Genomic DNA, 23,242 nt, shown 5'->3' with positions numbered 1-23,242 from the left:
TTGGATTTTTTTCTAATTAAGCAAGCATAGACACTAGGAGATTGGCAAAATGCCCTATACCAGAAATAGTAGAAGTCACTCAGAAAGCACCACACTAGATCAAAATAATCATGTATTTAATGTTGAAGGTGTGAAAGTATATTATGGGGGATTTTTAGCACTTTTAGATGTCTATTTGCAGATTCCTGAGAAACAAATAGTTGCTTTTATTGGCCCTTCAGGATGTGGTAAAAGTACCTTACTACGTTGCTTTAACCGGATGAATGATTTGATTCCGGGAGCTAAGGTAGAGGGAAGATTAAATTACCGCGATCGCAATATTTACGATCCCAAAATTAATTCCGTAAAATTACGCCGCCAAGTAGGGATGGTTTTTCAAAGACCAAATCCTTTTCCCAAATCAATATATGAAAATATTGCTTTTGGCCCCCGTGCAAATGGTTATAAAGGTAATCTTGATGAATTAGTAGAAAATTCCCTTAGACGTGCTGCGATTTGGGATGAAGTCAAAGACAAACTCAAAGAAAAAGGTACTGCTTTATCTGGTGGACAACAACAACGACTTTGCATTGCCAGAGCGATCGCTATGAAACCAGATGTATTATTAATGGATGAACCATGCTCTGCACTCGATCCTATTTCTAGCCGCCAAGTCGAAGAACTCTGCTTAGAACTGAAGGAGCAATACACCATAATTATGGTGACGCATAATATGCAGCAAGCCGCCAGAATTGCAGATTGGACAGCTTTCTTCAATACAGAAATAGACGAACACAGCAAGCGTCGCGGAAAATTAGTCGAGTTTAGTCCTACAGAACATATGTTCAATTCTCCGCAAACTAAAGAGGCCGAAGACTATATTAGTGGACGCTTCGGTTAATTACAGCGTTAATAACAGATACATATAAATCATGTAGAGACGTAGTAATGCTACGTCTCTACAAAAGATACGTTTCACATTTACAAAAATTGCTATAACGAATAAATCAACTAATAGCACCTTTAACAAAGCCAGAATCGTTAATTACTGATTGACGTTATTTATTGCTATTGTTCGTATATACTAGTTAGCTTTTCCACCAAGGTAGCAGGTTAAATGTACCTCTTTCGTACATAATAAATAAACCCAAGCCTATTAAAATAAAAGGTACAATCACCTTACCATAGCGACTTAGAAGAGAGCCTATGGTAGGGTGTTGACTTAACATATAAGCAACGGTACACCAAACCCCTACCATTAAAAGAAATACACTTAAAATTACTCCCAAGCTAGCAAGGGTTTGACCTGCAAATAAAGGAATATAAATACTGATATTATCCCCACCATTGGCAATTGTTACCGCTGCAACTTTATAAGTTTGGGGATGCAAAATACTTAAAATCAAAGACAATAAAGAATTAACTGATGAAGACTGTTTAAATTCAGTGGTTACTTCTTGAATTTCTATGGTTTCTTGTTCTCTGTTTAGCAATTGCATTACACCGATTGCTATTGGTAATAGTCCTAATAAACCTATCAATTCGCGCTGTACAACTAAACCACCAAAAAATCCTGGTAAGCTAGCAATGATGATAGCGGCAAAACCAAGATATTGACCAAACACAATATGTCGCCGTCGAAAATTAACATCTACCTGGGAGAAGAGTAGAAGCAAAATCATGATGTCATCAATGTTTGTAGCTGCGAAGGCAATTATCCCTTCAATAAAAGATGTGCCTAGTTTATCCATGCTGAGTTTTTAGTTAAAAGGAATGAATGAAATAATCACTGCAATTAGTACAGGTGTAGTTGCGTTTATATCTACCAATATTGATGATATTGCGATTTTGTTGTTGTTTTTTTCGCAAATAAATGCCCACTTTCGACCACAGCATATTTTTTTTGGGCAGTATTTAGGTTTTATTGTACTAGTAGTTCTGAGTTTATCTGGTTTATTGGGTGGTTTTGTGTTAGGAGCAAACTGGATTGGATTATTGGGGTTAATTCCCATTGCCATAGGTATTAGTAGTTTAGTTAATCATGAAGATGATGATATAGAAGAGTTGGTAGTAGAAACTATGCCATCTTCAGAAGAACTAGGTGCTAATTTTATTATTGCACCTCAAACTTATACTGTGGCTGCGGTGACAATTGCCAATGGTGGGGATAATATCAGTATTTATATTCCTTTATTTGCTAGCAGTAATTTAACTAGCTTTTGGGTAATTATTGGCGTATTTTTTTTATTGTTGGGTGTTTTATGTTATACAGCATATAAATTAACCCATCAGCAAGCGATCGCAGATGCCATAACTCGCTACATTAGTAATTTTGTGCCGTTTATTTTGATATGTTTAGGTGCTTTTATTATTTTCAAAACTGAAGCTTTGAGCTTGATAAAACTAGCTGCAAGTTGCTGTTGTTTAATAGTTTTATTAAAAAAATAATTATAGTTCAATACTTATTCGGATTTAATGATTTGTTATTCTCTATTTTCTTATAAAATTAACATTAAAATCTATTCAAATTTTCTTCTTGTTTGACAGAATAATATTTAATATAAATATGAAAAATAACAAAATCTTTACTAACCCAGGTAAATTAACAGCACTTTTATGTTTAATTACTATTTTTCTCACGCCATGTGTCATTGTTAACGCCGGAGAACGCGGAGTATTAATGAGGTTTGGGGAGGTACAAGAGCAAATATTAGGAGAAGGATTTCATTTAATTATTCCGGTAGTAAATACAGTTGCGAAGCTAAGTGTGCGTGTTCAAAAACAGGAAATATCTGCTGAGGCTTCTTCTAAAGATTTACAAGATGTGTTTACTGAAGTTGCTCTAAATTGGCATATCCTACCAGAGGAGTCTAATATTATTTATCAACAAATCGGCAACGAGCAAAATATTATTGCTAAAATTATTAATCCAGCAATTGAAGAAGTGCTGAAAGCAGTAATCGCCCAATATACTGCTGAAGAAATTATTACTAAACGAGGAGAAGTAAAACTAGAAGTAGACCATGCTTTAACTACTCGTTTACGTAACTATCATATTGCTGTTGATGATGTTTCACTAGTCCATATCCATTTTTCTGAGCTATTTGGTGAAGCAGTAGAAGCAAAGCAAATTGCTGAACAAGACGCTAAAAAAGCAGAATTTCTAGCTTTGAAAGCAGCTAGGGAAGCAGAAGCTAAAGTTAATCTAGCTAGAGGAGAAGCTGAAGCTTATAGATTACTACGTGATGGATTAACACCAGAGTTACTGCAAAAGCAAGCAATAGAGAAGTGGAATGGCAAACTACCATTAGTTATTGGTAAAGAAAGTCCTAAAATTTGGGATTTTAGTGAACTTCTTAAAGCCTATAAGTAAGAATTCAAGAGCCAGAATAATCGATTTATGTCTCTGACTCATGATGATAAAATTCTTACCAAGAATTATCTATTAGCGATAGAGAATAAGGCAGGAGTTTCAAGAACTTTGAACTGAATTAATAAGATAATTACTATGGTATAAACAGTTGAAGAAACTAAACCTGATAACAGTTCTTTTTTCAGATTACGTTCTTGGGAGTCCTTCTGAAAGATATCTTTAGAACCAAATTGCATTAAGAGAATTCCTACAACATTGGAAAGCCAGTAACCTATAATTGAACAAGGTATGAGCAAATTTGGTGAAATTAAACTGCATAAATACCCAAAAAAGTAAGCAATGGGTAGATTGAATAAAAGGTCATTCCACCAACATAGCGGGGATAATAAATATCCTAGTACCAGCAAAAATCCGCCTCTCAGCCTTTTGAAAAGATTGGTTGAGGCTTCTTGAGGAACAGTCTGTGATAAAGACTCTGAGGCTGTGTTTACAGATGAAACCGATTTTTCGCTAACATTTCGCACGCTTGTCATAAAATCCGCTATTCCTCCCAACTTAGTGTAGTTTAACCTAAGAAGGGGCATATGGTCTAGTACAACCTTGATAGAATTCAAATTTTGATGTCTGAGCGAGGTAATCAGCCTTGATTCTAGAAGTGAGAGGTTGTTGTGCTGCGATCGCTTCTTAAGACCAATACGCCAATTTTTATCTTTGTCAGTATTAAGAATAGAAATTGAAATTAAAAATATCTATAATAGATATTTGGATAAACAAAGTTTTAGCAGCTTAATTAATATGACAACTTTACCTTTAACCAATATTTTTTTAATTCTAGGTATTGCTTTTTTAGTAATTGCTGTTTTAGGACAAGCAAAACTATTCTTTCTGGAAATTAATCCAGGTTGTTTCGGCAGATTATTAGCATTATTTCTCGGTGTTGCTAGTTTAGCTTTTGCCCTTTCAGGAGGTAATTTTCCAGTCGAAACTGCGGATTTGATCAGAAATTATTTATCTCAGGCAATACAGCAAAGTTTCGTTTCACTAAATGAACTTTTCAATTCTTAATCGTAATTAGTTAGTAACATTGAGATTGGGTGTGAAGGTGTAAGGATTTTGCTGACTTACACCTTTACGCACCTATACTCGATATCAATTTGTTTAAGTTTAAGACAGCTTGGTTAAAAATCCCAAAATCCGTTTAGTATTTGCAGTCAGCAGGGTGCGACGATAAGCATCGGCAGCTTTTTTAATGGCTTCGGCTTGGGTGGGATAAGGATGAATCACACTACTTAACTTGCTCAAACCTATTTTATTCACAATTGCAGTGGTGACTTCGGAAATCATCTCACCTGCATGGGCAGCAACGATAGTAGCACCGAGAATTTCATCAGACCCTTTTTTGTGGAGAATTTTGAGAAATCCTGCTTCTTCACCATCTGCGATCGCTCGGTCTACACTATTAAAAGGAATTGTAATAGTCGCTACATCAATACCTCTTTTTTGTGCTTCATGTTCGTACATTCCCACATGAGCAATTTCTGGGTCTGTATATGTTACCCAAGGCATTACTAAACTGCTGAGTTTAGAACGACCTAATCCAAAGGGAGAAAATAGCGTATTCTTAATGACAATTCGCGCCGCCGCATCAGCAGCATGGGTAAATTTCCAGTTCATGCAGATATCACCAGCCGCATAAATTTTGGCATTGGTTGTCTGGAGGTAATCATTGACCTTCACCCCCTGACGCGTGTCGTACTCTACTCCTACAGCTTCTAAATTCAAACCTTCGACATTCGGCGCACGTCCCGCACCTACCAAAATCTCATCTACTGTTACAGAATCTCTGTTACCGTTAGCAGAAAAGTAAAGCCGCTTCCCTTCCGTTACTGACACCACTTCTTCTAACTGGCAATTTAATACTACGCGAATGCCTTCACTAATCAAGACATTCTGCACAATTTCTGCCGCGTCAGCATCTTCTTTATTTAGCAGGTGAGAACCGCTATGGAACAGCGTCACTTCACAACCCAAACGCCGAAAAGTTTGCGCTAATTCACAACCAATTGGCCCGCCACCAATTACTGCTAATTTATCCGGCCGTTGAATTAACGAAAAAACCGTTTCATTAGTCAAATAACCGACTGTTTCGATTCCGGGAATTGGCGGACGCACAGCCCTTGCACCTGTAGCTATTACCGCTTTTTTGAACCGCAGAGTTTTTCCGTCAACTTCCACAGTGTTGTTGCTGGCAAATCGACCGCTACCTAAGAAAACATCAATACCCAGATTTTTAAACCGTTCAGCCGAATCATGAGGACTAATATCTGCCCTCACACGCCGCATTCGCGCCATAACTGCGGGAAAATCAACTTCAACTTGTTGCTGAGAAATATTAATGCCAAAATTTTTCGCCTGCCAAATTTCGCCTAACACCCGCGATGAGCGAATCATACATTTAGAGGGTACGCAACCAACATTCAAGCAATCTCCACCCATGAGATGCTTTTCGATTAATGCAACTTTTAAACCCAAATCTAAACCGGCTGCACCTGCGGCTACGACTAATCCCGCAGTTCCAGCACCAATTACTACCAAATCATAACAATCAGCAGGTTGTGGATTGACCCAATTTGGCGGATGCACATAAGAAACTAACTTCTGGTTATACTCATCCACTGGGCGAACGATAACTCTTTCCATAGCAATCATATTTGATTTACAAACTACTTGTGGAGGCAGGCAATAGGCAACAGGCAATAGATTTATTTGAATCTCCTACATGGGTTGCTAGATGAAGTATGAAGTGTAAAATTTTATCCTTCATACTTCATCTTTCATTTTTACCTCTTCTTCTAAAGCTTTCCGGGCAATGCGGGTGACATATATTGTGACTGCAACTGTGGCAATAAAACCAATGATGCGAATTGCCCATTGTAGTGCAGGGTTCGTAGGTTGAGCTTCTGTGCCAATCAGAGCTAAATTACTAGCCAAAGAACCAATATATACATACATAATTGTGCCAGGAATCATCCCCACAGACCCAATAAAATAATCTTTTAAAGAAACGCCTGTCACACCAAAGGCGTAGTTTAATAAGTTAAAGGGAAATATCGGCGAAAGTCTAGTTAATAAAACAATTTTTAAGCCTTCTCGACCAACGGCTTTGTCAATGGCTGCAAAATTTTGATTATCTGCAATTTTTTTAGCAACCCATCCCCTTGCTAAGTAACGTCCAACTAAAAATGCAGCCGTCGCGCCAATAGTTGCCCCAATAAATACGTAAATAGAACCCCAAACTACACCAAAGACAACGCCGGAACCAAGAGTGAGAATGGAACCTGGTAAAAATGCAACGGTGGCAATAATATAGAGTCCGATAAAGGCTATGGCTCCCAAAGTTCCCAAGCTATCAATCCATTGCAAGGCATCACGTAAAAGAGTTTGGGGATTGAAGGAATTTGTTGATGATGCTGTTTGTGCTAGGGCAAATTCTGGTAGAAAGAAGATAGCGATCGCTAAAGTTACAAGCATTAACATCAATAACTGAAAAAACTTCTTTAATTGTTGTGTATAACGCGGATGGATTAAAATTTGATTTCGCATATTTTGTAAATACCAAAATATTTAGATAACTAATCCCACAGTTTATCAGCAGTCCTTAGCCCTAGCCTCTAATCTCTACTCTCTAGTTTTTTGGCTTCTGTAATTACCATGCTTTGATGTAAAGCTTTTTGAGCGACTTTTGTTATATAAATAGTTACTGCTACCGTAGCAATTAATCCAATCACTTGCATGGATTGTTCGTAGATTTGGGCTTCTGGAGTCATTGGTACATTAGACATAACTAAATTACCTGCTAGAGAACCAATGTAAACATACATAACAGTTCCAGGGATAATTCCGAAAGAACCTAATATATAATCTTTGAGGGAAACTTGCGTTACTCCAAAGACATAATTTAATAAGTTAAATGGAAAAATAGGACACAAGCGAGTTAACAATACAATTTTCCATCCCTCTTGAGCAACTGCTAAATCAATTGCTTGCAATTTAGGATGTTTATCAATTTGGCTAGCTACCCAATCTCGTGACAAATATCGCCCAACCAAAAAAGCTAAAGTTGCCCCAATAAGTGCAGCAATCAATACATAAACCGAACCCCAAAATAAACCAAATAAACAGCCACCTTTTAAAGTTAGAAGTGAACCAGGAACAAACAGCAATGTTGCTAAATTGTAAATGCCTATGTAGGCAACAGGCCCCCAAATGCCAAGACTGTTAACTTGATTTATTAAACTATGTAAAAATTCTTGAATATTCAAAAATTTAGCAGCAATTATCAGAACTGCAATCAGAAAAATTAATAGACAAAATTTAAATTTGCCCTTGAATCGTAATTTGTTCTTTGTAAATATCATATTTACTAGGAAAACGCCACAAAGTTTACCAGCAGGTAGTAATTATCATCCTACAAGCAATTTTTAATTAAAATATGCTCTGTAAATGAGAAACAGCTTAAATCCTGCTAAATTTTTACCGACGATACCAGCTACGAATTTGTTGGGGGGAAACTCCAAATAAATAAGCAATGATAATTATTTGATTCAGTAAGGTAGTTTTAAAAACCCCTTTTTGCAACCATCTCCGAGCGGAAGTGATGACTGGAGTGCTAAGAATTACAATGCGCCCTGTGGAATGTAACTGCCGTATGAGTTCAAAGTCTTCCATAATCGGTAATTCTGGAAAACCACCAATTTCCTGAAATACTTTTTTAGTTAAAAATATTGCTTGATCGCCGTAAGGCATTTGGAAAAGACGCGATCGCCATTTTACTCCCCATTCGACTAATCTGAAAACAAAAGGCGACGCATCAATCTGCAAATCAAATGCACCCGCGACAATTTTTGGTTGTGATAGTGCCTGACGAATTTGGACATCAAACCCAACGCTTAAGCGAGTATCTGCATGGAGAAATAACAAAATTTCGCCACTAGCCACCGCCGCACCCGCATTCATTTGCACAGCACGGCCAGAAGATGATGAAATAACTTTGACACCTAATGACTGACATATTTGTACTGTGTCATCACTAGAGCCACCATCTACCACAATAATTTCTATGTTGGCACTAGGTTGAGTGCTAGCGATCGCTTCTTTGACATTTTTTGCTTCGTTGAGAGTTGGAATAATAATCGAAATCGTGGCTTTAGTCAGATTTTGATTCACAACCGATAATCATTAATATTCTATAAATAAATAATTTTCCAAGTTATATCTCATGTTAATTCGCAATACAACCTGGGAATACTTATCTTAGCCTTTAACTTTTTAATCTTATATATTTTTCCTAGCCTAACCCTATCCAGATGGTGCGCTGTGAGTCTTCTCACCAGACATCACTGCAAGATGATGTAGTTGTTGTAGTTTGTTGCAAATTGTCTCAATCTTCGTTAGGAATCAACAGTAAAGTTAACATTGACCTGTTTATTCATATAGTATTTTCCATATGTTTCTTGCTGAAATTGTATGGGAATTTAGTCAAAATTACTGATTATTTAATGGTGATTTTAGACTATAAAAACACTATAAATCAGCGATGATTTATAAAACTTTTAGCAGTTTCAACTAAAATATGACAAAAGTCATAGTGCATTTATGACTTTTGCTAGAAGTATTTCTTCTCACACACAATTAGATTTAATACTTATAATTAGTTGCTAAATAAGCTAAAAGCTGTTGTATTTAATGCCAAAAATTAAATACATAAAACTCAAAGAACTAAATCATAATCTATTTGATTGCTATTCAAAGCTAAATGTCAAAAGATTATTGATGAATTTGCCATGCCAGCAATCCTGTTGAGTATTTTTTAGCGTTAAGGAATTAAGAAATGAGTTATTATGATTTTGATGAGCATTTTTGGTCGCCTAAAACAGTTTGCATCCAATGCAATCAACACAGTTCTCAGAAGAAAACCCCCGATAGGCTTATATTAACAATTGCGTCTATATTATCTATTGCCATAATATCAGGGTTAACAGTGAAAATTTTAACTGCAAGAGAAAATAGTAATTCAAATGAAGGTTTGGCAAAAAATAACGATTCTATTAGCAATTGCTTGTTATTAAAAGGTGATGCAAAAATGCAATTTTATTGCTCTCAACCAAAGTAACAAGTGAGATATTCTCCAGTTAAAGCCTTTTCATAAAGACCCCAGAGGTGTAAAGTTTCGGATTTTTGCACGGGTATCCCTACGATCGCCAATAGCAATTAGCTGTAAGCTGTTTTAGTGCCTGTTTCACTATCTACTATGGCGACGATTAACGACAACTACCTGAAGCTAAAAGCTGGTTATCTTTTTCCTGAAATTGCGCGGCGAGTCAATGCCTTTGCCGAAGCCAACCCCGATGCTAAAATCATTCGGTTGGGAATTGGCGATGTTACCGAACCATTACCAGAAGCTTGCCGCACAGCGATGATTAAAGCTGTGGAAGAGATGGGCGATCGCGCAACTTTCAAAGGCTATGGCCCAGAACAAGGTTATGCTTGGTTAAGGGAAAAAATTGCAGCCCAAGATTTCCAAGCACGAGGTGCAGAAGTCGATGCTTCCGAAATCTTTATTTCCGACGGTTCTAAATGCGATACAGGCAACATTCTCGACATTTTTGGTAACAACAACGTTATCGCTGTTACCGACCCTGTGTATCCGGTATATGTAGACACTAACGTTATGGCAGGACACACAGGCCCAGCCAATGATAAAGGTGAATTTGATGGTTTAGTTTATCTGCCAATTACCGCAGAAAATAACTTTACCGCCGAAATTCCCAGCCAAAAAGTTGATTTAATTTACCTTTGCTTCCCTAATAATCCCACAGGTGCAACAGCGACCAAAGAACACCTGAAAGCATGGGTAGACTACGCCAAAGCTAATAACTCGATTATTTTCTTTGATGCTGCTTACGAAGCATATATTACAGACCCGTCGCTACCTCATTCTATTTATGAAATTGAAGGTGCAAGAGATTGTGCAATTGAGTTCCGTTCCTTCTCTAAAAATGCTGGTTTTACTGGAACTCGTTGCGCTTTAACTGTCGTACCCCAAACCCTAAAAGCCAAAGCGGCTGATGGTTCCGATGTGGAATTGTGGAAGTTGTGGAACCGCCGCCAGTCTACCAAGTTCAACGGTGTGTCTTACATCGTGCAGCGCGGCGCAGAAGCAGTATATTCCGCAGAGGGACAGGCACAAATCAAAGCCTTAGTAAGTTTCTATTTAGAAAACGCTAAAATCATTCGAGAACAACTTACAGCCGCCGGGATAGCAGTTTATGGTGGAGTGAACGCACCTTACGTTTGGCTAAAAACTCCCAACGAACTTTCTAGCTGGGATTTCTTCGATAAATTACTGCATACTTGCAATGTTGTCGGGACACCTGGTTCTGGCTTTGGTGCTGCGGGTGAAGGCTACTTCCGCATTTCTGCATTCAACAGCAGAGAAAATGTAGAAGAAGCAATGAAACGGATTACCAGCCGCTTTGTATCATAGCTTTTGAGCAAATACAGTAGGGGCAGACGGATGTATGCCCCTACTTGCACTATCTTAACGTGAGTTCGATGAACCTCTCCCCAACCCCTCTCCGTCTCGGAGAGGGGCTTTAATATCTTGGTTAGGAACAAAAAATTAAGCTTTCTAAGCCTCTCCCTGCTTCGGGGAGAGGTTTGGAGAGGGGTTCTTTATCATCGGTCGAACTCACGTTATCTTAAGCGATCGCACTTGTTAAAGCTACTGGCTTGGCAGCTTTAATCAAATCTGCGGCCTTTTCCCCAATCATAATTGTGGGTGCATTCGTGTTGCCTGTAGTAATTGTTGGCATAATTGAGGCATCCACAACACGTAGACCCTCAACACCATGTACCCGCAGTTCTGGGTCTACGACTGAATTCTGGTCAGTTCCCATTTTGCAAGTCCCGACAAGGTGGTACACAGTATCACAAGTTTCTCGGATATAAGCTAAAAGTGATTCATCACTTTGATTATCAATGCCAGGGGCAACTTCTTCGCCTCGGAACTCATCAAAGGCACTTGATTGCAATATTTGCCGAATGATTTTAATCCCCGCCAGCAACTTTTGTGAATCAGATTCACTCTGGAGATAATTCATCCGAATTATTGGGATGTCTTGGGGAGAAGCAGAACGCAAAGTCAGACTACCACGGCTTTGGGGATTAGTTATACAAGCTGTAGCACCGAATCCTGGCCCCTCACGAGCATAGGCAGGATGCGCCCACAAAACAGGGCCAGAGAAAAACTGCAAATCTGGGGCAACATCTAAACGACCTTCAGTATGCAGAAATAATCCTGCTTCGGCGATATTGCTGGTTATGTCAGGTTGTAAATCAACAGTTGCTTGGTATGCCACGGCAACGTGAAGATGATCTTGGAGGTTTTGACCAACACCAGGCAAATCAACAACCACAGGAATATTTAAAGCCTTGAGATGTTCTGCATTGCCGATGCCAGAGAGCATTAGCAGTTTAGGCGAATCAATTGCACCCGCACTCAGAATTACTTCCTGTCCCACAAAAGATTGGTGTATCGTTCCTTGGTGTATGTATTCCACCCCTATTGTGTGCGTTCCTGCAAATAATAATCGAGTCACTAACGCACCAGTAGTAACTGTTAAATTAGGACGCTCCAAAATGGGTAGTAGAAAAGCCGAAGCTGTACTGTGACGCTGACCATCTTTAACAGTCAACTGATAAAGTCCGGCTCCGTGCTGTTGTGCGCCATTAAAATCAGGATTTTTCCCATAACCTAATGCAACTGCTGCGTCTACAAATCGATGTGATGTTACAGCAGGTGCTAAGGGATCTGTCACACTCAATAATCCATCAGCCCCATGAAATTGAGATGCGCCATGCTGCTGGTTTTCAGATTTCTGGAAGTAAGGCAACACATCTTGGTAACTCCAATCAGAATTGCCTAATTCTTGCCAGTGGTCATAATCATACCGACTACCACGAATATAAATCATGGCGTTAATCGCACTAGTACCACCAAGAACTTTGCCGCGCGGACAATAGATTTTACGGTTATTTAAGTACGGTTCTTCTTCCGTAAAATATGCCCAGTCTGCTTCAGTACCCCAAAGTTTTACCCAGGCTAAAGGTACTTGATGTTCTGGTAAGCTAGGCGGATTACCAGCTTCTAGTAATAACACAGTTGTTTTACCGTCTTCTGTGAGGCGGTTGGCCAGAACACAGCCTGCCGAGCCTGCACCTATCACAATGTAATCGTATTCAGTCATTGTGAAATTTGTTGAATTCGCTGTGGATAAGTGTAAAGTACAACTTTTTATCCTCTACTTCTACCCAGTCATCAATTTGTTACATTAATACATTGATTTAATCAATATAAGTGCGGTTTGTATCGTTGGGTTGATGTATTTATTTGCCCGTGATTGAGAAGATATGCAAAAAGATAACCTGCCTTCTCATGACTGACTTAGCTTTACCAGTAGCCATTCAAAGTGTTTTCGACCAACACAGCGAGCCGGATGCGATATTATCTAACTTAATGCCAGCACTTGGAGAAGTTTTACAGTGCGATCGCTGTTTCCTCTACTCCCGAAATCCTGAAACTAAGTTTGGCAGAGTGTCTCACTGTTGGCGGCGAAATCAAGATATTCCCGAAATTGGCGACCCAGACTGGAAATTAGAGCCAGCCGGACTTCCAGACGAAGACCCAATGTTTGCTGCTGCACTGCGAACTGCGCCATCTATTTATGTTGAAGATGTCGAAACCGCAGACCCAAAAGTGTTGAATAAAGAGTTTGAACGCCAAAACTTTGGTCATCGGGCGTTAATTCATGCTCACTTATCTCAAGATGGTCAACTGTGGGGAATTTTGCAGCCTTGTGTATTTAGTGAACAGCGAACTTGGTCAGAACGCGATCGCGCTATTATTACTCAATTAGAAAGCAAATTAGTACCTGTCCTCATAGACTACGTTAAAAAAGCTCCTATTCCCACAATTTCCGATGTAGCAGCTTTTTAAGCCTCTCCCCGCTTCGGCTACGGTGTACACGCAAGTATGACCAGCATAGGTTTCAACTCTTCCAGTAGTCTCGTAGGGTGCGTTATGAACACATCAAAACAGCTTTTGAGTTCGCAAAAGTAGCTTTTGAGTTCGCAAAAATAGCTTTTGAATTCGCAAAAATAGCTTTTGAGTTCGCAAAAACAGCTTTTGAATTCGCAAAAACAGCTTTTGAGTTCGCAAAAACAGCTTTTGAATTCGCAAAAACAGCTTTTGAATTCGCAAAAACAGCTTTTGAGTTCGCAAAAATAGCTTTTGAGTTCGCAAAAATAGCTTTTGAGTTCGCAAAAATAGCTTTTGAGTTCGCAAATACTACTTTTGCGATCACATGATTGCAACAATTTAGCTTGGTCACGCCAGCGTAATGCACTGCAAATCTTTGGTAGATGAAGTTTTCCGCTTGTGTGTACACCGTAGCCCCGCTTCGGGGAGAGGAATGGAAGTGGGTGATGATCTGTCGAACTCACGTTAATTCAGCAACACCACAAAATCTATTGCTTATTGCCTCCCCGAATTCCTATAACAAAGAAGTTGCTGCATGAGTTTCTCCCGAAGCTTTTTATCTTGAATAGCTTGAGCCACAATCAAAGCTTGATTATAGTCACCAGATTTCGCCTTTAATAAAGCAATTCTTTCTAAAGAACTAGCTCGATCACCATCGTCATCGACAACTGTAATATCTGGCGGATTACCAAAAGTTAGAACTCGTGATTCTGGGTTAGGAATTGTTTTAGCTGCGGCAAAAGCTAAATCTGAAACTTGTTTAGCAGACTGGATTTTTTGAGCGCGTAAATATATATCAGTTATACTGATTAACCCTCTGGTTTTACTCTCTGGTTCTTTGGTCTTCTTATAAAGAATATTAACTATATCACTGGCATCACCACCATTTTCAATAACTAATTTAGCCACCTCTGGAAGTCTATAATCTCTTGCTGTTGTAGGTATAGCCTGAATAATTTGCACAGCAGCATTATATTGTTTAGCTGCGATAAAAGGCTCTGATATTCTTTGTAAGTTACTCTCCCGCAATGAAAAGTCTTTTTCTATTTGAACTGCTTTTATTGCTTCGTCTATCAATTTCTGGGCTTGCGGTTGGTTGCCAATTTTCAGAAATGCCTGTGCAATACTAGCCAAAGCAAAAGCACGCTGTTGTGGTTGTAACTTTCTCGCTTCAGCAGTTGCTTGGGTTAACAGTTTATCTGTTTGTGCAGTTTTACCAGTTGCAGTCGCAACTAAAGCTAGGGTTTGCACCTTATAAGGTGAATTCCCAGAATTATCAATCTGCCCAATAATAGATAAAGCGCGGTCTAGTTGTTTGTTTTGAGCATAACCATTAGCTACTTGTTGTAATAATTTATTGCGCTGGTCAATATCAGCTTTATCCAAACTTTGAGCAATTTGTAAAGGTAATTCAATATTTCCGGCTTTAATTGCTGCATCTGCAATTCGTGATATCCAATCTTCCCTACCCATAAAATCATTACGTTTTGTCTTACTTACTAAGTCAAAAGCAAGTTTATATTGTTTTTCAGCCAGAGAATTTGCCAAAATATTTTGCAAATAGCCAACATTATCTATAGCCCCTGGCGTTTGAATTAAAGGAGTCAATTCAGTAATAATTTGCTCAACTTTTTGTACCTGTCCCGCTTTACCGTATTCGTTGGCAATGATACCTAAAGTTAATGCTTTTTGTTCGGGATTTTGTAGTTGTTGTGCTGCTGTATAGGCTGCATCTCGCTGTCCACCTTTAGCATATATTTGAATTAGTAATGCTTGAGTGTAAACTGCATTACTATCAGTGCCAGCTGCTTGCAGTGCTGCGGCAAAATTATCGGCTGCTAACTTATTTTGACCTTGATTAGCAGCAGCAAGAGCAATTTCTACTAAGCTTTTGCCTTTAAACTCTGGTGTTTCTATATTTTGTATTAATTTTTGGGCTGCATCTAATTGGTTAGTTTTAATTAACTGCTTAACAACTTCAAATCTAATCTTAGAACGATAGTAAGGATCAGATATTGCAGGAACTATTTGTAAAGCAGCTTCAGTTTTAGCTAATTGAGCGTAAGTTACAGCAATAGGTTCTAATATTAAAACTCTGCGAATTGGCTCTTTCGGTTGACTTTGTTGGGCAAACTCAAGCGACTGTGCCAAAATTTTTTCGGCTTGTGCTGTTTGCTTGAGTGCTAAATATTCTTGAGCGATAGGAGTTAACGCTTTAGTTTGAAATTCTGCACCTTTAATAAACTGGCTGGCTGTCAATGCTTGGGTTAGCAAAGATAAGGCTTGCTGTTGTTCGCCAATTGTCCGAAAATAATTAGCGAGTCTGGTGAAACTCTTTGTTTTGGCAACGCTGTAACCACTATTCAAACTCTGCGTTAAGGCTGTAACCGATGTTAACAATTGGCTTACTTGTGGTTTGTGACTGGGTTCTACTTGTTGCGCTAATCTTCCTAAAAGTGACTCTTGGGGTAAATAACTATCGACAAGCTGAGTGAGTAAATTGGTTGTTATTGTGGAATTTCTGGCTTTCAGAGCGATTTGTAGAGCTTGGTTAATTCGCAAAATAGCAGGTTCAATTCTACCAGCAGGGATATCTTGTTCCAAATCGGACACGAGTATATTAATTTGAATTTGTGTATCTTGCTGCTGCTGTTGTTGACAAGTAGTTGTTTGGGCTAATGTTGGCGATAAAAAAGCAACACTAAAAGTATCTAAGAAAGTTAAAAGTGATAGCGTTAAAATAAAAACCTGGGAATAAGATTTTCGCATACTGAAGATAGTGCAGTTTTAATTAAGACTTATTATTGTTATACACACTCTTCTGCGGTTATTACTTAAAAATTTAAATTATTCTTGGGGTAGGGAATAAACAAAAAATAGAGCGCCCCGCCTAGAAATAATGACCAAGCCCCGTTGGGGCGGGTGTAGGGGGAATAGATTAATCGTGAGTAGCAGATCTAGTTTGTTCATAAACAGTCTTCTTCACTACACCCTACACCCTGTTCAAATCAGGCGATCGCAGTCCAACATAAAATCGATATTGTACAATCGCAAGAAACACCATCTGGAGAACCGCTTGCCTAAAACGATACATTCCACTCAACCACCATTAAAATTTATTCCCCAAAGGTTTAACCCGCTAGCACTCCAGATGATGCGATGGTTACTGCCAATTGTGCTACGCTTTCGGACTCGTCCTTGGTTAACTGCGGGTATTGTCAAAATTGAAGCCGAAAACACAGAGATATTAGCCGAGCTTTATCAACAATTCCAAGCAGGGAAAATTCGGTTTTTGTTGGCATTTCGCCACCCAGAAGTAGAAGACCCCCTTTGTATGCTTTACCTACTGTCGCGCATTCTCCCCAAAGTAGCGCGTCAGCATGGAATCAAGTTAAAACAACCACTCCATAGTTACTTTCTTTATGAACGGGGTATGACCTTATGGGCTGGAAATTGGTTAGGTTGGTTATTTTCTCGTGTGGGTGGAGTTGCAATTCGGCGTGGTAGACGAGTTGATAGGCTAGCTATTCAAACAGCGCGAGATTTATTTGCTAATGGCAAAATCCCGATCGCCGTTGCACCTGAAGGTGGTACTAATGGTCATAGTGGCGTTGTCAGCCCTCTAGAACCAGGCGTTGCTCAATTGGGTTTTTGGTGTGTAGAAGACTTACAAAAAGCCAACCGTACTGAAACTGTATTGATTTTGCCAATTGCTATTAAATATAGTTACGTTCAGCCACCTTGGGCAAAACTAGATTGGTTATTACGTAAATTAGAAGCTGATAGCGGTTTATCAGTAAAATCAATTGCAGACTCAGCAATTAACAACCCCACAGAATATCATCAACGCATTTGTCGGTTAGGCGAACATCTCATCACCGAGATGGAAGAATTTTATCGCCGCTTTTATCATCAAGACTTACCAGAAATAGCTAATCAAGCACTCATTCCTCGACTGCACCGCTTACTAGATACAGGCTTAAAAGTTGCCGAACAATATTTTGACATTCCAGCACAGGGAAACTTTATCGACCGTTGTCGCCGTTTAGAAGAAGCCGGCTGGAATTACATTTACCGCGAAGACATTCCAGACATCAACGCCCTACCACCATTAAAACGCGGATTGGCCGATTGGATTGCTGAAGAAGCCGACTTGCGAATGCAGCATATGCGAATAGTAGAAAGTTTTGTCGCCGTTACCGAAACTTATCTCAAAGAACAACCCACCAGCGAAAGGTTTGCCGAGACAGCATTACTGATGTATGATATGCTCTCACGTATTAAAGAATCAACATTACCCGGAAGACCTCGTTTAGGTTTGCGACAGGTAAAAGTCACCGTAGGCGAGCCAATTTCTGTAACCGAACGCTGGGAAAAATCGCAAAATAACCGTCATGCAGCCAGACAAGCAGCCAGTACATTAACCAAAGATTTGCAGGTAGCGTTGGAGAATTTAATTCATTAGTTGGCTGTCTATCTTAACCAAATGCGCGGATGGGTAGGTGTAGAAAATTAGCTTTCAGAACAAATCGCTGTATGGCTTGCAATACAGGCTTTTGCAGAAAAATTTAATTATGATTACCCGCGCACCATGCTGTGTAGGGATTTCAGGTATTTTATGAAAATCGATTTACATTTACTTGTGTTATGATTAGCCCATCCGCGAAATTGAACCTTGAAAACCTCATACTAACGAACTTTCAGTCTCCCGCAGTTGCAACATTAACTAATCCCTATTAGGGATTGAAACTTCACCCCAAAAATTGATAGTTGGACAAGCCGAAGAAGGCTTGTTGCAACATTAACTAATCCCTATTAGGGATTGAAACGTAACTGGTATTGACCCCTTGACCGGAGAGAATACAGCGTTGCAACATTAACTAATCCCTATTAGGGATTGAAACATCCTCATCATCTAGTACCGGGATATCATCATCGTTGCAACATTAACTAATCCCTATTAGGGATTGAAACATTGCAGGGAGAAAGATGGTGATGGCTGTAGATTGTTGCAACATTAACTAATCCCTATTAGGGATTGAAACTTACAGTGATTGACAAAAATCGCCAAGACTCGTTGCAACATTAACTAATCCCTATTAGGGATTGAAACAATTCGTGTAGCTGCTTACCAGAATAATCTTCACTCGTTGCAACATTAACTAATCCCTATTAGGGATTGAAACGATTCTCTCTGAAACTATAGAAAAATCAAGCATTCGTTGCAACATTAACTAATCCCTATTAGGGATTGAAACTCTTCCTCTAACACTGGTAGTTCACCGACTGGGCAGGTTGCAACATTAACTAATCCCTATTAGGGATTGAAACGTGAGCAACTTAAATCTACATCGCTCACAATTGAGTTGCAACATTAACTAATCCCTATTAGGGATTGAAACTGAAGATGACGAAACTAAAGAAGAAGGGCAAAGTTGCAACATTAACTAATCCCTATTAGGGATTGAAACGCTGTGCCTATTCTTCCTTTCTTAGGATTACTGGCAGTTGCAACATTAACTAATCCCTATTAGGGATTGAAACGTAGGATAACTCAGACATTTAAGATACCTCCAAGGTGTTGCAACATTAACTAATCCCTATTAGGGATTGAAACATCTAATCAAAGATGCTAGGGAAGGATTACGCCGAGTTGCAACATTAACTAATCCCTATTAGGGATTGAAACTATTTACCTTGGTGCGTTACGCTGGCGCGATAACACACCCTACAAAACTACAAAACTGTAACTCTTTGCGCGAGTTTTAAAATTCTGGTTTTCCAATATTCGTGTCAGAAGTTATTTTGCACTTAGCCTAGTGGTTGACAGCTATACCATATCTCTTCTTGATGATGAAAGTCACAACCGCTTTTGGGAATCATAAGCTAGACAACCTTTGTTGAGGGTTACTGTCATTCGGCTATCTGCAAGGAGACCACAGATGCAGCTAAATTCGCTAAAGCGGCAATTTCTAGCCAAGCTCGATCGCCCATTTATCATAGCAGCGTTAATTATTCCTATTGTCCATCTCGGACTGGGATACATGGGTTTATCTATGACATTTGTTAATGGTGCATCAGCATTTTGGCCTTCGTTTGGTGTATTTTTAGCGGGAATGTTATTGGTAGGCTATCGTATCTGGCCTATCATATTTTTGAGTGATTTTACTGTAAGTTATATTCTTTTTTTTAAAAACAATCTTTTAATTAGTAGTATAATTCCTGCTGTCAATCTAATTACTCCTTTTATAGCAACATTTTTAATTCAAAAGTTTATTAAGCGTCGCCATTTTTTAGAGCGATCGCAAGATATTTTTAAATTTATCGTCCTGACTCTACCCAGCCCTCTCATCAGTTCTATATTGGCTGCGCTGACACTTTGTATTAGTGGTATTGCACCTTGGGAAGCATTTGGCAACATTTGTCGAACTTGGCTGACATCAGACAGTACAGGTATTTTGATTGTTACGCCTTTAGTGCTGGTATGGTTGCAAAAATCCCCATCACCCAGAAGCTTTCATCGGCAGCAAATTCTCGAACTTGCATTTGTTTTATTATCAATTATGGCAATTGTGCGGGTTGCCTTTTCTGGGGGATACCCAATTGAATACATGGTCATTCCGCCGTTGATTTGGATGGCATTTCGATTTGAAGCGCGGATCTCGACTCTAGCTGTATTGATTGTGTCAGCGATCGCAGTTTTTGGCACTGTTAAAGGCTTCGGTTCTTTTGCCAAACAACTATCACCGAATGAATCGCTCATTTTGTTGCAATCATTTATTTGTGTTATCGCTATCACTACCTTTGTGATTTTTGCCGTAACTAGCGAAAACCAAAGATCAGCGATGAGATTGCGGCAAACGAATGATGAACTAGAACGACGAGTTGAAGAAAGAACAGCCCAACTCAATGAAGCCAAAAATATTGCCGAAGTTGCCAATCAAGCCAAAAGTGAATTTCTCGCCAGTATGAGCCATGAATTACGAACACCGTTGAATGGCATCCTCGGCTATACTCAAATCCTACAACGAACTGAAACCTTAACAGAAAAAGGATACAAAGGAATCGAAATCATCCATCAATGCGGCTTTCATCTATTAACTTTAATTAACGACGTGCTGGATTTGTCTAAAATTGAAGCTCGCAAAATGGAGTTACATCCCATAGATTTCCATTTTCCCTCATTTATAGAAGGAGTTGTCGAAATCTGCCGCATTAAAGCCGATCAAAAAGTGATTACCTTCAACTATCAGCCCGATGCTCAAATCCCGGTTGGTATTCATGCTGATGAGAAAAGACTGCGGCAAGTTCTAATTAATCTTTTAGGCAATGCAATCAAATTTACAGATAAAGGGGGAGTAACTTTAAAAGTCAATGTCATTAGTCAAGAAACACAACAACTCACAAATGATCAAGAACAAATCACTAATTATAAAATCCGTTTTCAAGTAGAAGATACAGGCGTGGGAATGACATCAGCCCAATTGCAGAAAATTTTCCTTCCTTTTGAGCAAGTCGGAGAAATTAAAAAACAGTCTGAAGGAACCGGATTAGGATTAGCTATTAGTCAAAAAATTGTTAACCTCATGGGTAGCAGTTTGCAAGTTGAAAGTCAACTTGGTCAAGGTAGCCTTTTCTGGTTTGAAGTGGAATTAAGAGAAGCAAAACAATGGGCTGCAAGTTCTAGGGTGATGCAACAAGGTGCTATCACAGGTTATCAAGGTGAAAAACGCACTATTTTAGTGGTAGACGACAAGTGGGAAAACCGTTCGGTAATCTTAAATTTGTTAGAACCAATTGGATTTGAGTTATTAGAAGCTAGTAATGGCAAAGAGGGAATTGATCAGGCTGTTGCATCTCAACCTGACTTAATCATTACTGATATAGTCATGCCTGTAATGGATGGTTTTGAACTGATTCAACACATCAAGCAATCTGTTCAGTTAAAAAATATCGCCATCATTGCTTCCTCTGCCAGTGTGTTTGACAGTGATCAAAATCAGAGTTTAGATGTCGGTGCAGATGCCTTTTTATCTAAACCTGTTGTAGCTGAAACTTTGCTGGAATTACTGCGAGTCAAACTGAATTTGGTCTGGATTTATGCACCAAAATCGGAAGTTGTTTTAAAGCGTAACCAAAATACTATTCAGTCAGATTCTCAGGATATATTTTTACCTGCGATTGAGATATTGAGTTGCTTGTATGAGTTGGCAAAACATGGCGATGTTGATGGCATATTGCAGGAAGCCAATAACTTGAAAACTCATCACCCTGTTTATGTTGATTTTAGTCAACAAGTAATCCAACTTGCTGAAAATTTCCAAATCAAAAAACTGCGAGAGATTTTAGAGCAGTGGATAAACCAGGTCAAATAAATTGTAAATAATTCCTATTAGATAGTAATTATTTGTTTTTCAATTTCCTCTATAAAAATAATTTTTTAACTAATGAAAAACTCTGATTTTGTATTAATTGTTGATGATAATCCCACTAATTTGTCGATACTATCACAAGCACTCAAAAGTGCAGGTTTTGCGGTTCGAGTTGCCGAAGATGGAGAAAGCGCAATTGAACTTGTACGGCATAAACTACCTGCTCTGATTTTGTTAGATGTGCAAATGCCTGGAATCGATGGGTTTGAAACTTGTCAGAGACTCAAAGCTGATCCATTAACGCAAAGTATTCCAATTATTTTTATGACAGCGTTGGCGGATACTGAAAATAAGTTGAAAGGACTCTCTTTAGGAGCCGTTGATTATATTCCCAAACCTTTTGAACAAGCAGAAGTAATTGCCAGAGTGCGAATGCATTTACAACTGAAGCAATTGACCGATAACCTTGAACAAAAAGTTATAGAACGCACCACAGAATTACAAAAGGCACAAGTGCAACTGGTGCAACAAGAAAAGCTCTCAATGCTTGGTCAATTGGTAGCAGGTGTAGCACATGAAATGAATAATCCTATTAGCTGCATTATTAGCAATATTCATCCGGCTCAAGATTATATTGCCGATCTCACTCATGTCCTGCAATTATGTCAGCAAAATTATTCCCAACTACCACTTGTCCTTCAAAATGCGATCGCCGAAACAGATTTAGAGTTTATCTTAGAAGATTTACCAAAGCTCCTCAATTCCATGCAGGTCAGCACAGACCGAATCAAAGATATATCCATATCGCTGCGAAATTTTGCCCGCACTGACACATTCACAAAGGTGATGTTTGATGTCCATGAGGGGCTGGACGATACATTATTAATTTTGCGGCATCGTCTCAAAGGGTTGGGGCAACGACCCGAAATCAAAATTATCAAACAATATGCTTCTTTACCAAAGATTGAGTGTTATCCGGGACAACTCAATCAAGTGTTCATGAATATCTTGGCTAATGCCGTTGATGCTTTAGAAGATGTTTGGCAGCAGGGAAAACGAGTAGATGGTTCCTTGACAATTAACATCTGCACTCAGAAGTTAAGCCCTGAATATGTAACGATTCGCATTTCAGATAATGGTATGGGCATGACAGACGACGTAAAGCAACGGATTTTTGATAGTCTATTCACCACAAAAGCACTAGGTAAAGGTACTGGACTGGGATTAGCGATCGCTCATCAAATTGTAGTAGAAAAGCATGGTGGCACGATTCAGGTAAATTCTACTCTCAATCAAGGCACTGAATTTGCGATCGTGTTGCCTTTGTAGCAATACGGTTTAGTTAAGGTTATCTGCTGATACCAAGTTGCTCTCAAAGAGAGTACTTTGGGCTGGGAGTGCGAGAAGTGAGGGTGCTGG

The 23,242-nt window shown here is 39.0% G+C and carries 19 protein-coding genes and 1 CRISPR repeat array; of the genes, 10 read left to right on the top strand and 9 right to left on the bottom strand.

What is annotated here, in order from left to right; translation table 11 throughout:
• Positions 1 to 49: 49 nt before the first annotated feature.
• Positions 50 to 880 carry a phosphate ABC transporter ATP-binding protein PstB gene (pstB, locus tag H6G76_RS03600; RefSeq protein WP_190695450.1) on the top strand — a complete coding sequence of 277 codons (831 nt, stop codon included), beginning with the start codon at positions 50 to 52 and terminating at the stop codon, positions 878 to 880.
• Positions 881 to 1,067: 187 nt separating this feature from the next.
• On the opposite strand, the gene H6G76_RS03595 is transcribed toward pstB, so the two are convergent.
• Positions 1,068 to 1,730 carry a cadmium resistance transporter gene (locus H6G76_RS03595; protein ID WP_190695447.1) on the bottom strand — a complete coding sequence of 221 codons (663 nt, stop codon included), beginning with the start codon at positions 1,728 to 1,730 and terminating at the stop codon, positions 1,068 to 1,070.
• Between the two features lie 22 nt (positions 1,731 to 1,752).
• On the opposite strand from H6G76_RS03595, the gene H6G76_RS03590 reads away from it, so the two are divergent.
• Both H6G76_RS03590 and H6G76_RS03585 read left to right on the top strand, forming a co-directional pair.
• Complete coding sequence (locus tag H6G76_RS03590; RefSeq protein WP_190695444.1) at positions 1,753 to 2,427, top strand: cadmium resistance transporter; 675 nt, start codon at positions 1,753 to 1,755, stop codon at positions 2,425 to 2,427.
• Between the two features lie 118 nt (positions 2,428 to 2,545).
• The gene (locus H6G76_RS03585; RefSeq protein WP_190695441.1) at positions 2,546 to 3,352 is read left to right on the top strand and encodes a prohibitin family protein; all 807 of its coding nucleotides are present in this window, start codon (positions 2,546 to 2,548) and stop codon (positions 3,350 to 3,352) included.
• Between the two features lie 65 nt (positions 3,353 to 3,417).
• Here the strand turns inward: H6G76_RS03585 and H6G76_RS03580 are convergent, their stop codons facing one another.
• Complete coding sequence (locus H6G76_RS03580; protein ID WP_190695438.1) at positions 3,418 to 3,885, bottom strand: hypothetical protein; 468 nt, start codon at positions 3,883 to 3,885, stop codon at positions 3,418 to 3,420.
• Positions 3,886 to 4,063: 178 nt separating this feature from the next.
• Here H6G76_RS03580 and H6G76_RS03575 point away from each other — a divergent pair, with 178 nt between their 5' ends.
• Positions 4,064 to 4,417: a hypothetical protein gene (locus H6G76_RS03575; RefSeq protein WP_242056300.1), complete on the top strand. Its 354-nt coding sequence runs from the start codon at positions 4,064 to 4,066 to the stop codon at positions 4,415 to 4,417.
• 99 nt (positions 4,418 to 4,516) lie between these two features.
• On the opposite strand, the gene H6G76_RS03570 is transcribed toward H6G76_RS03575, so the two are convergent.
• The 4 genes from H6G76_RS03570 to H6G76_RS03555 form a co-directional block, all read right to left on the bottom strand.
• On the bottom strand, positions 4,517 to 6,061 hold the full coding sequence (locus tag H6G76_RS03570) for a mercuric reductase (RefSeq protein ID WP_190695435.1): 1,545 nt from the start codon (positions 6,059 to 6,061) through the stop codon (positions 4,517 to 4,519).
• Positions 6,062 to 6,172: 111 nt separating this feature from the next.
• Positions 6,173 to 6,889 (bottom strand): TVP38/TMEM64 family protein, encoded by a 717-nt coding sequence (locus tag H6G76_RS03565; RefSeq protein ID WP_397333678.1) that lies wholly within the window; start codon positions 6,887 to 6,889, stop codon positions 6,173 to 6,175.
• 134 nt (positions 6,890 to 7,023) lie between these two features.
• Positions 7,024 to 7,770: a TVP38/TMEM64 family protein gene (locus tag H6G76_RS03560; protein WP_190695429.1), complete on the bottom strand. Its 747-nt coding sequence runs from the start codon at positions 7,768 to 7,770 to the stop codon at positions 7,024 to 7,026.
• 115 nt (positions 7,771 to 7,885) lie between these two features.
• Positions 7,886 to 8,578, bottom strand: a complete 693-nt coding sequence (locus H6G76_RS03555; protein WP_190695426.1) for a TIGR04283 family arsenosugar biosynthesis glycosyltransferase — start codon at positions 8,576 to 8,578, stop codon at positions 7,886 to 7,888.
• A 664-nt stretch (positions 8,579 to 9,242) separates the two neighbouring features.
• Between H6G76_RS03555 and H6G76_RS03550 the strand changes: the two genes are divergently transcribed.
• Together H6G76_RS03550 and H6G76_RS03545 are read left to right on the top strand one after the other, a co-directional pair.
• Positions 9,243 to 9,524, top strand: a complete 282-nt coding sequence (locus H6G76_RS03550) for a hypothetical protein (RefSeq protein WP_190695423.1) — start codon at positions 9,243 to 9,245, stop codon at positions 9,522 to 9,524.
• A 138-nt stretch (positions 9,525 to 9,662) separates the two neighbouring features.
• Positions 9,663 to 10,898 (top strand): LL-diaminopimelate aminotransferase, encoded by a 1,236-nt coding sequence (locus H6G76_RS03545; protein WP_190695419.1) that lies wholly within the window; start codon positions 9,663 to 9,665, stop codon positions 10,896 to 10,898.
• A gap of 214 nt (positions 10,899 to 11,112) precedes the next feature.
• Here the strand turns inward: H6G76_RS03545 and H6G76_RS03540 are convergent, their stop codons facing one another.
• Entirely contained in the window at positions 11,113 to 12,660 is a 1,548-nt protein-coding gene (locus tag H6G76_RS03540) for a GMC family oxidoreductase (RefSeq protein ID WP_190695416.1), read from the bottom strand.
• 188 nt (positions 12,661 to 12,848) lie between these two features.
• Here H6G76_RS03540 and H6G76_RS03535 point away from each other — a divergent pair, with 188 nt between their 5' ends.
• Positions 12,849 to 13,409 carry a GAF domain-containing protein gene (locus H6G76_RS03535; RefSeq protein ID WP_190695413.1) on the top strand — a complete coding sequence of 187 codons (561 nt, stop codon included), beginning with the start codon at positions 12,849 to 12,851 and terminating at the stop codon, positions 13,407 to 13,409.
• An 82-nt stretch (positions 13,410 to 13,491) separates the two neighbouring features.
• Here H6G76_RS03535 and H6G76_RS03530 read toward each other — a convergent pair whose 3' ends face one another.
• Together H6G76_RS03530 and H6G76_RS03525 are read right to left on the bottom strand one after the other, a co-directional pair.
• On the bottom strand, positions 13,492 to 13,860 hold the full coding sequence (locus tag H6G76_RS03530) for a hypothetical protein (protein ID WP_190695411.1): 369 nt from the start codon (positions 13,858 to 13,860) through the stop codon (positions 13,492 to 13,494).
• Positions 13,861 to 13,946: 86 nt separating this feature from the next.
• Positions 13,947 to 16,220, bottom strand: a complete 2,274-nt coding sequence (locus H6G76_RS03525; protein ID WP_190695408.1) for a lipopolysaccharide assembly protein LapB — start codon at positions 16,218 to 16,220, stop codon at positions 13,947 to 13,949.
• Between the two features lie 307 nt (positions 16,221 to 16,527).
• Between H6G76_RS03525 and H6G76_RS03520 the strand changes: the two genes are divergently transcribed.
• The 3 genes from H6G76_RS03520 to H6G76_RS03510 all read left to right on the top strand — a co-directional run bounded on the left by H6G76_RS03520 (position 16,528) and on the right by H6G76_RS03510 (position 23,152).
• Complete coding sequence (locus H6G76_RS03520) at positions 16,528 to 17,916, top strand: 1-acyl-sn-glycerol-3-phosphate acyltransferase (RefSeq protein WP_190695405.1); 1,389 nt, start codon at positions 16,528 to 16,530, stop codon at positions 17,914 to 17,916.
• 248 nt (positions 17,917 to 18,164) lie between these two features.
• Positions 18,165 to 19,140: a CRISPR direct-repeat array (repeat unit 37 nt; unit sequence GTTGCAACATTAACTAATCCCTATTAGGGATTGAAAC).
• A 253-nt stretch (positions 19,141 to 19,393) separates the two neighbouring features.
• Positions 19,394 to 21,826 (top strand): MASE1 domain-containing protein, encoded by a 2,433-nt coding sequence (locus H6G76_RS03515; RefSeq protein WP_190695402.1) that lies wholly within the window; start codon positions 19,394 to 19,396, stop codon positions 21,824 to 21,826.
• 72 nt (positions 21,827 to 21,898) lie between these two features.
• Complete coding sequence (locus H6G76_RS03510; RefSeq protein ID WP_190695398.1) at positions 21,899 to 23,152, top strand: sensor histidine kinase; 1,254 nt, start codon at positions 21,899 to 21,901, stop codon at positions 23,150 to 23,152.
• Positions 23,153 to 23,242: the final 90 nt, after the last annotated feature.

The organism is Nostoc sp. FACHB-152 (assembly GCF_014697475.1).
Classification (GTDB): Bacteria; Cyanobacteriota; Cyanobacteriia; order Cyanobacteriales; family Nostocaceae; genus Nostoc_B.
The sequence above is the reverse complement of the archived record's forward strand: the minus strand, read 5'-3'. Positions and strand labels throughout refer to the sequence as shown.